The organism is Paenibacillus ihuae (assembly GCF_001368795.1).
Classification (GTDB): domain Bacteria; phylum Bacillota; class Bacilli; order Paenibacillales; family Paenibacillaceae; genus Paenibacillus_AQ; species Paenibacillus_AQ ihuae.
Map to the genome: position 1 here is coordinate 2,854,249 of NZ_LN831198.1, position 9,380 is coordinate 2,863,628.

Consider the following 9,380-nt stretch of genomic DNA (forward strand, 5'->3'; position numbering starts at 1 on the left):
GCCGACGAGCAGACGCAATATAAACCAGGCCTTGATGCCGGGCAGCAGCGGGAACAGGAGCAATGTCACCAGCACAAGGCTGATCCCGGAAGCAATCAGTTTCTTAAAGCCGATTGCGCCTAGTACCCGTTCAGCCACAAGGGTCATAGCGAACGACCCGACATAAAGGGCCGCGGCGTTAAGCCCGTTAAGAGAGGAAGAAACTCCTGTTTGCTCCAGCAGAATAGAGAGCACCGGCAGCAGCAGCCCTTGGCTGAGCCCGGCGGCGATAATAACCGTAATAAGGATGATGTAATTCAGCCTGCTGTTCAAATGAAATGAAGCCTCCTAAAAGTTTTGTGAGCATATGCTTCCTTGATTAGTTCTTCAAACACAATTGACTCGGAAGGCAAACACCGAACATTATAGTGGACAATCTTCTTCAAAACAAGAGATAATATATAGAAGTGACCGATTTCCTGGGGGTGCATGCCGCATGAGTTATGAACTGAAAATTGATGTTTCACCTGTATACGAACTGCTCGACAGTTTCATGCTATATGTAACTAGAAAATGGATATCCAATCTGGATATGGGTCCCGACTGGATTCGTGATATTGACGGCCGCATTCCTCCGCAGCAGGTAACTGCGCTCAGGCAGGCAGCCGAATGGCCTTTTACCGACTATGATGTGCTCTATGTCTGGGCTTACCACCGCCAGCCGGCATCGAAGGTGACGCAGTTCCTGGAGGAGCTGGAAGCTTCTTCGCTACAGGAATGCTTTGAACGCACAGCGCCGCTTTTTCCGAACTTTACTATGGAAGAATGCGCGCGGATCAAAAAGGACTATCCCCCGCTCCTGCAGCTATGGTATGAGCAATACTTCCGTCATGTGGAGCCAAAGCTCCTGCCCATACTCATCGAAGACGCTTCAGAGAAAAAAATGCTCGAGAGCAAAATGGGCGCTGCTGCGCTGATTGAATATGCATCCGGCGGCGTGGTGATCGAGGATATCCCTGATCTGCGGACAGTCGTGCTCCTGCCTACCATACATAACCGGCCGATCAACATGTATTGCTTCTACAATACCCTGATGATTATACAGTATCCTGTAGATGTTCCCTCGGACAATGAGGACGAACCGCCTACCGTGCTGCTGCGCCTGACCAAAGCGCTGTCTGATCCGACCAGGCTTCGGCTCCTCCGTTATGCGGCCCACGAGCCCAAAACACTGTGGGAGCTGCAGTCGGACCTGAACCAGACCAGTGATATGCTGATGCATCATTTACTTATGCTGCGTGTCGCGGGCCTTCTGCGGGTCCATCTGGGCAGTGAAGGCGAAGGCAACGAGCGCTATAGTGTCCGTCCGGACGGCGCCTCAGATCTGCAAATGTTCTTAGAATCGTATATTCGTTTATAATAGTTATAAACAGACAGAGACAGCTGACAAAACTTATAGGAGTGAGCGTTATGAAATATTTGACACAACAAGTTATCTTCGATCTGGACGACACCCTGGTCCACTGCAATAAATATTTTGACCTCATTCTGGGGCAGTATTTCGAACTGATGTCCGATTGGTTCAGCGAGTTCGGACCGGCAACCAGCGAATTCCGCAGCAAGCAGGTGGAAATCGACGTGGAGACCGTAAGTACCAGCGGTCTTGCCAGCGACAATTTCCCGAAATCCCTGATTGCCACCTACCGCTTTTTCTGCGCCAAATATAACCGTCCGGCCGATTCCTATCAGGAAAAGCAGCTGATGAAGCTCGGTCTCAGCGTCTACGACCAGGAAGTCGAAGCTTATCCGGGCATGGTGGAAACACTTGATGCGCTGAAGCATGACGGTCATGACCTGTATCTCTATACCGGCGGGGACGATACGATCCAGCAGCGTAAAATTGAGCAAATGAAGCTCGACGTTTATTTTGGTGACCGGATTTTTATCCGCCAGCATAAAAATATCGAATCGCTTGAGAATATTCTGACTTCTTATCCTTTTGAACGGAAACGCACCTGGATGATCGGCAATTCACTGCGCACGGATGTGCTCCCGGCCCTGACTGCGGGCATCAACAGCATCTATCTGAAGCAGCAAAATGAATGGCTCTACAACCTGATCGAGCTCCAGCGGGAAATGCAGCAGTCGGTCCTGACCATTTCCTCTATTCATGAGGTCCCTCCGGTCATCCGCTCGGCATCGCAGCGCAAAAACCACGGCTGATAACAGACCAGGCCTTCTGTTAGAAATGCCATAGGCAGCCTGCACCCGGTGTGTTTATACTGTTTGAGTAGATTTTTCATCTCATGCAGGAGGTACAAATGAACAAGAACGCGAATCCTAAACACACACTGAATAAGATGACCTCCCGTACCCCCGCAACGGGCAACAAACGTCTTCTGCCGATGCTGCTGGGCGTCGTGGTGGTCATCCTGATCATTGCGCTGATCTATGTCACTACAGGCGGCAAAGCCGGCGATAGCGATGTTTTTGAGGGGCTGCCCAACTACACGGATGTCAAAGGCACTATTGTGGTTGACGGGCTGAAGGTTGAGAAGCAGCCGCATCTCGGCAGCGGGGACGCCAAGGTCAAGGTCATTGAATTCGCCGATTTCAAATGCCCGGCCTGCAAGAAGTGGACGGAAGCTTACCTGGATACCTTCATTAAGGATTATGTAGACACCGGGAAAGCGGATTTCTACTTCATGAATTTCGCCTTTATTGACCGGGACTCCTATCTGGCAGCAAGTGCAGGGGAAGCTATTTATAAACAAAGCAACGACAAGTTCTGGGAATACGTTCATAAGCTATATGCTAATCAAGGCGACGAAAGCAAAATCTGGGCGACGCAAAAATTCATTCTTAATTTCGTTAAAGAGAACATTGAGGGCATTGATTACGTCCGGTTTGAGCAGGACGTGAAGAACCACACCTATATGTACGATGTTAAGGAAGACTTCAAAATTGCTGGAGCCTACGGCGTAAACGGCACACCTAAATTCATGGTGAACGGTGTTCTGCTGAAGGATTCCTCTTACGAGGGGCTTACCGCAGCGGTTGAGAGCGGACTGGCAGAAACCGCCAAGTAACCCCGCATCATTTAAGCACTCCAGCAAAAAGATAAGGATGCGGCACGGCAGGGAATCCCTGGCCCGGGCCGCATTCCTTTTTTTGTATTCTTCAAGGGAAATTTATTAGATCATTCATTCGATGCTAAGCTGCCCCGTATCCATATTGGCCAGTACCAGCTTGCCTTCGAGCAGAGCGCCGTCCTCAGCTGTCAGCTTCAGCTTACCGGTTCTGCCTTTTTCAATCAGCGCCTTCACCTGGGCGTCGGTAAGAGTCCGGCCATGATTTTCTTTCCAGATTACAAATTTACAGCCTTCTTTATAGTGCGAGCAGCCATATCCTTTACGCCCCATAAAGATCGTTCCCCCGCAGCCGGGACGCGGGCAGGCTCCGATGATCTTCGGTCCGGTATCTGCTGCAGTCTCAGCACCAGCTTTAGGCCGCCCCGCACCTGCGGTTGTACCGGCAGAAGCACTGCCTCCTGCTCCACTGCGTTTGCGGGAGGCGCCGGCTGGCTTGTCCGGGCTTGCCTTCGCGGCTGAGCCGCTGCTCCGCCCTTTGGCCCCCGCCTTAATTGAAGGCGTTTCGCCCTCAAAGGAGGTTTTGGACGCGCGCGACTGTACCCGAACCTTCTCTACGATCATCGAGGCGAAACGTTTGACATTCTCCATAAACTGGCCGTCTGCTGCAGTCCCTCTGGCTATTTCATTCAGACGCCGTTCCCATTGTCCGGTCATTTCCGGCGAGGTCAGCAGCTCAATCCCCGCTCCGCGGATCAGCTCGATCGCCGTCCGTCCCTTTTGGGTAATCGCGATCTTTTTGCCCTGCATTTCAACATAGCCGACGTTCTTCAGCCGCTCAATCGTTGCCGCCCGGGTAGCCGGAGTGCCGAGACCTGAATCCTTCATGGCGTCGCGCAGCTCCTCGTCCTCTATCTGCTTGCCTGCGCTTTCCATCGCTTTGAGCAGGGTCCCCTCCGTGTAATGCTTCGGCGGCTGCGTGTCTTTTTCCTTAACTACCGCATCGCTGCAGAGCACCCCGTCCGTCGGAGAGATGGAGAACGGCTCGTTCACCTCAATCTCCTCTTCCTCCTCGTCTTCCTTGCCTTTCCCCTTAGCCGGCTTCGCTTTATCCTTCTTCTGGTCGCCGTAAATGACCTTCCAGCCGAGACTCAGCAGTTCTTTGACCGTCGTTTTGAAGCTCTCTTCTTCAACTTCAGTAAAGACTGTGTGCACTTTATACTCCGCAGCCGGATAAAACTGTGACAGGAAGCGTCGCACAATGAGGTCATACAATTTAGCCTCATCTGCGCTTAGCCCCGATGCTTTGCGGTTCGTCGGCAAAATGGCATGGTGGTCTTCCACCTTTGACGGATTGCAGATAAATTTATTGCCTTTGTGGACCAGATTGCGGTTCGCACCTTTTACCCATTCGTCATAGGAGGTCCCTTGCAGCGCAGACAGCGTCTTATGCATCTCAGGGATATTCTGCTCCGTTACATAGTTGGAGTTGGTCCGCGGATAGGAGATCACCTTATGCTTCTCGTAGAGCGCCTGCGCGATATCGAGTGTTTTTTTGGCGGAAAAAGCGTACTTCCCGTTCGCCTCACGCTGCAGCAGCGTCAAATCGTACAGTTTGTTCGGATACTCTTTGGTGTCCTTGACCTCATACGAAGCAACACGCCCCGGTTTCCCCTTGACCTTGGCAGCCAGCGCCTCCGCCTTCGCACCGTCGGTCAGACGGTCCCCCTGCCACATGCCTTTATAGGCTACCTCGTTCTGCGTGAAATGCCCCTCGACTTCAAAAAACTTAAGTGATGAAAAAGCTTCAATCGTCTTCTGGCGGTCATATATCAGCGCGAGCACTGGTGTCTGCACCCGGCCTACGGACAGGAGTACATTATGCTTCGTGGTGAATGCGCGGGAACCGTTCATCCCGATCAGCCAGTCGGCCTCACTGCGCGCCCTGGCGGCTTTGGTCAGATTCTCATACTCCGAGCCATCCTTCAGCTCCTGGAAGCCTTTGCGGATCGTCTCCGGCGTCAGATCGGAAATCCACAGCCGCTTCACCGGCTGGCCCAGCTGCAAATGCCGCTGAATCAGCGAAAAAATATGCTGCCCCTCCCGCCCGGCATCACAGGAGTTGACCAGCAGATCACTACGTTTGGCCAGCTCGCCGATCACCTTCAGCTGATCAATCGTGCGGGCGTTCGGCACCAGCTTGAACTGGTCGGGAATGATGGGTAAGTCGTTAATATTCCATTTTTTGTATTTGTCGTCATAAGCTTCCGGTTCGGCGAGTCCGATGAGATGACCGATCGCCCAAGTAATGATGTACTGCTCCCCTTCTAAATAGGAACGGTAATTTTTGGCCTTCGGTTCTATTGCGGCGGCGATATTCCGCCCCATATCCGGTTTTTCCGCAATAATGAGTGTTTTCAAAAAAAATCGCTCCTTAACCTTCAATCTTCCAAAATGCGTCCAGTTTTCTATTATACCATTATGTTAAACGAAATTCCTGCTAATAATCAGTATAATCATCAGAAGAGAGACGCTGAATACGCTTGGTAAGCACTTGAAAGTGAGCACGGAGCAATTACTTTATTACGCAAAATAACGAAGAGAACACTCCGGACGGGGATTACTTATTTCAGCTGCTCTCTTAATACCGCTCCGAGTTCGGAGGTATAGCGGGTTAATCTCAGGCTTATTTCTGTCCGCATGACATCACGGGTCAGTCCAAACCGCTCCTGATAGCCGCGAAACAGAATTTTATAGTACAACAAGAAATCCTCCTGCTCATCCTCCAGCACTTTTATATTCCGCTGCTTGAGTTCCCGCTGCAGCCGGTAGGTATCCTGCATCACCCGATTCTGGATATACCGTCCGGCCATTAAATACGTCCGGGTAAGCATGTTGCCCGACCGGTCAACCTCCTGCATACTCTTGCTGACCATGGTGTCTATGTAAGGAAGCAAAATGAGATCCCGGACCATCGTTCGTTCCAGGGTAGTGAGCATTTTACCGCTGTCGCCCTCTTCCTTATCCTTTTGCTCATACTGTTCTACATGCTCAGTCATTAACATTTTGGTTTTCCACCTCTCGTTTCCGTTTAGTTTGCTCATTTATAATGCCCCCCAATCTGTTCGGCGCGTTCCAGAGCAACCCCGGATTCAAGCAAGGAGGACGCCCGGATCAGCGCTTTGCTGCCATACCGTGTTTTGATCTGATCGATGGTACGCTCTCTTCTATAGGTCCGTTCCCGGTCGTCAAACAGCGTAAGCTGCAGGACACTGTCATCGGTCAAATGGGAAATAGATATAGATAAACGGCTTAAAGGCATCCCGGTCCAATGGTCGATAAACAGGTGATAAGCCGCTGCTGCAATCTCATGAGTCAGGGACGACGGCTCCGGCAGGGTCATCTGACGGCTATACGAATTGGACCTGTTACCGTCTGTTTCCGAGACTGCAATAGATACCACTGATCCCATATACCGGTACCGCCGTGCCCGCTGGCAAACTTCAATGACCAGCTCCAGCAGTACGACCTCAATATCCTCCAGCCGGGTGTACAGGTTCCAGCGCAGCGCCTTACCATGACCCACCGATTTGATCTGATGGCGGATTCCTGTTACTACCGGGCTAGGATCGATACCGCGGGCAGTCTGCCAATAATACTCCGCCTGGATATCGCTCTGTTTGCCCATTGTCATACGCATTCTCCGCTTAAACTCACCCAGCTCCATCCGCGCAATGTCACCAATGGTGGTTATCCCCATACGATAGAAGTTTTTGCTCATCCGGCCGGCCACCATAAACATTTCATGTACCGGCAAAGGCCAGAGCTCTTCAGACAAATTGTCATACCCGAGCCGGAAAATCCCGCCTTCCCGCTTCTTCGAAAGGTTGTTTGCCATCTTGGCCAGTATTTTTGTCGGTCCGATCCCTACCCTGGTCCAGACACCGGTGGATAACAGAACATGCTGCTGGATGCTGCGAATGATCTCCTGGGTTCCTCCTCCAAAAAAGGTCAATGAGCCCGTCACATCCAAGAACTGCTCATCGATGCTGAAAGGCTCCACAAGGTCCGTATATCCATGGTAAATTTGCGAAATAAGCAGCGATACCTTTATATAAGTACTCATTCGCGGCCGTATAACCACAAGTCCCGGGCACTTGGCCATGGCTTCGCCCACACGTGAGGCGGTGGTTACACCCTGGGCCTTGGCGATTGGGCAGGCTGCGAGCACAATTCCGTTCATCCGCGTCGGATCCCCCACTGCGACAGGCTTATCTTTATATTCCGGGTGAGCAGCTTTTTCGACGCTGGCGTAAAAGGATTGGCAGTCCGACAGTAAAATAATTCGCTCTTTAGACATAGCGTTTCTCCTGTAACGGTTGCCCTGGCTGCATGCGGTCGTCACAGCTGCCGCAAACCTTGATCTTCCGCTGAGTAATCTTGCCGGCATTGTCCAGGTATATGAGTTGAAGTGTTTGGCCGATACTCATTCTCACGATTGATCGCCTCCGCAAATATAAGAACATTTGTTTGTATTATAACCACGATAGGGATTTTTAAGCAATGGTTTGATTTTCCACGCCAAAAAAATCCCCGCCGGCCACTTAAGGTTGACGGGGAAGGAGTACGAACGGTTGAATTTGAAAAATATGGTTGTGAAATTAACATGAAAAATTTACTATTGTAAATTGTTAACTTTCTTACTTCTTCTGATCATTCGCAAACCGCCGCTCTTCGGCTTCATCGAACTCTTCACGCAGCAGCCCAAGTAATAAATCATCGTAATATTGTCCGTTCATATAAATGCTTCTCCGGCGGAGGCCTTCCTCCCGGAATCCCAGCTTGCGGTGAAGCGCTCTGGAAGCCTCATTAATAGAGACACAGCCGCTGTTGCATTTCTGCAGCCTCAGCTCATGAAAGGCGTACCGCAGAGCAATTCTTGCGGCATCCAGGCCGTATCCGTTTTTTCTGAACTGCTTATTGATGCAGAAGGAAATGCCGAATGTACCGTTCTTCTGATCCATACCGCTCAAATTGATTAGCCCTACCAGAACATTATCATGGGTCTCAATCGCAAACATCCGGCGGTAATTGCTTCTGAAATCATCGTATTCATCTGACATTGCCCGCTCACTCGCTTCACTCTTGGGCAGTTCAATGCCCCATTCCATCAGCCGGACGGCGTCACTATCCTGTTGTTCCCTTCTCCAATCTTCCCAGTCACTCTTCTGTGTAGCCCTGAGTCTAACGACTGTACCCTTCCAGAAATAATCCAGTTGTTCTGTCATCATTTAAGCCCCCTTTAGCCTGCAAGCAGATTCTAAAAGATTCAATGATTACGCCTGAACCTTTGACTTGAATTCTAACATTGCCGGCTAAAGTTTTAAATGTAGAGAACAGTTCATAACTATCCTCTACCTTCGGGTTAGCTGTTTCTTACTTCCGGTGTGCTGCACTTATCCGGGAGAGCGCCTCTGCGCTGCTAATCACTTCCTTCGCATTGCTTCTGCGGTCCCAATACTCTATCTTGCGCTCACCGGCAGACTTGCCGACCACCAGCACAACCGGAATGCCAATCAGACCGGCATCCTTGAATTTAACCCCTGCCCGTTCATCCCGGTCATCCAGCAGCGTCTCAATCCCTTGCTGGGTCAGTTCACTGTATAATTCTTCAGCCAGTGCAGTCTGTTCTGTATCTTTGGCAGACACCTGGAGGATATGAACCCGGTATGGCGCAAGGCTATCAGGCCAGATAAGCCCCTCGTTATCATGGCTCTGTTCAGCGACTGCCGCCAGCAGGCGTGAGACGCCTATACCGTAACAGCCCATGATCATTGGCTTACTCCGGCCGGAGGCATCCAGATAGGTGGCACCAAGCTTTTCACTGTATTTGGTCCCCAGTTTGAAAACATGGCCGATTTCGATGCCCTGATGGAAATGCAGTACGCCATGCCCGCATTTCGGACAAGCTTCCCCTTCCACGGCATTGCGCAAGTCAGCCACATGCTCCAGCGGAAAGTCACGTCCAGGCACAACGGACCGCAGATGATAATCCTTTTCTCCCGCTCCCGCTATCCCCGCCGCCATTGCGGCAACAGCTGTGTCAATGACTAGCGGCAGCGGCAGTCCGACCGGCCCGACAAATCCGCTCTCCACTCCGGCAGCAGCCAGTACATCACTATAATCAGCAAGGGATACCTCGTTAACGCCGATAGCTTTGGCTACCTTAATCTCATTAACCTCATGATCGCCCCGGACAAGCACGGCGAATGCTTTGCCGTCCCCTTCATAAATCAATGTCTTGATGATACC

The 9,380-nt window shown here is 51.1% G+C and carries 8 protein-coding genes and 1 pseudogene; 3 read left to right on the forward strand and 6 right to left on the reverse strand.

Annotated elements, in window-relative coordinates:
• A pseudogene (locus AQR02_RS34175) lies at window positions 1-312 on the reverse strand (MFS transporter); the annotation flags it as partial.
• A 163-nt stretch (window positions 313-475) separates the two neighbouring features.
• On the opposite strand from AQR02_RS34175, the gene AQR02_RS12970 reads away from it, so the two are divergent.
• From AQR02_RS12970 to AQR02_RS12980, 3 genes are all read left to right on the forward strand, one after another.
• Window positions 476-1,399, forward strand: coding sequence for an ArsR/SmtB family transcription factor (locus AQR02_RS12970; RefSeq protein ID WP_054940857.1), 924 nt, complete (start codon window positions 476-478; stop codon window positions 1,397-1,399).
• Between the two features lie 50 nt (window positions 1,400-1,449).
• A complete protein-coding gene (locus tag AQR02_RS12975) occupies window positions 1,450-2,202 on the forward strand; it encodes an HAD family hydrolase (RefSeq protein ID WP_054940858.1) in 753 nt (250 codons plus the stop codon).
• A 98-nt stretch (window positions 2,203-2,300) separates the two neighbouring features.
• Complete coding sequence (locus AQR02_RS12980; protein ID WP_245237383.1) at window positions 2,301-3,068, forward strand: DsbA family protein; 768 nt, start codon at window positions 2,301-2,303, stop codon at window positions 3,066-3,068.
• A gap of 114 nt (window positions 3,069-3,182) precedes the next feature.
• On the opposite strand, the gene AQR02_RS12985 is transcribed toward AQR02_RS12980, so the two are convergent.
• The 5 genes from AQR02_RS12985 to AQR02_RS34180 all read right to left on the reverse strand — a co-directional run.
• Complete coding sequence (locus AQR02_RS12985; RefSeq protein WP_054940859.1) at window positions 3,183-5,489, reverse strand: type IA DNA topoisomerase; 2,307 nt, start codon at window positions 5,487-5,489, stop codon at window positions 3,183-3,185.
• 203 nt (window positions 5,490-5,692) lie between these two features.
• Window positions 5,693-6,172 carry a YhjD family protein gene (locus AQR02_RS12990; protein ID WP_054940860.1) on the reverse strand — a complete coding sequence of 160 codons (480 nt, stop codon included), beginning with the start codon at window positions 6,170-6,172 and terminating at the stop codon, window positions 5,693-5,695.
• Window positions 6,169-7,428: a DNA polymerase IV gene (locus AQR02_RS12995; RefSeq protein ID WP_054940861.1), complete on the reverse strand. Its 1,260-nt coding sequence runs from the start codon at window positions 7,426-7,428 to the stop codon at window positions 6,169-6,171. The genes AQR02_RS12990 and AQR02_RS12995 overlap by 4 nt, the downstream gene beginning before the upstream one ends.
• A gap of 340 nt (window positions 7,429-7,768) precedes the next feature.
• The gene (locus AQR02_RS13000) at window positions 7,769-8,356 is read right to left on the reverse strand and encodes a GNAT family N-acetyltransferase (protein ID WP_054940862.1); all 588 of its coding nucleotides are present in this window, start codon (window positions 8,354-8,356) and stop codon (window positions 7,769-7,771) included.
• Window positions 8,357-8,504: 148 nt separating this feature from the next.
• The coding region (locus AQR02_RS34180) for a YbaK/EbsC family protein (protein ID WP_245237385.1) at window positions 8,505-9,380 on the reverse strand (876 nt) is incomplete at its 5' end.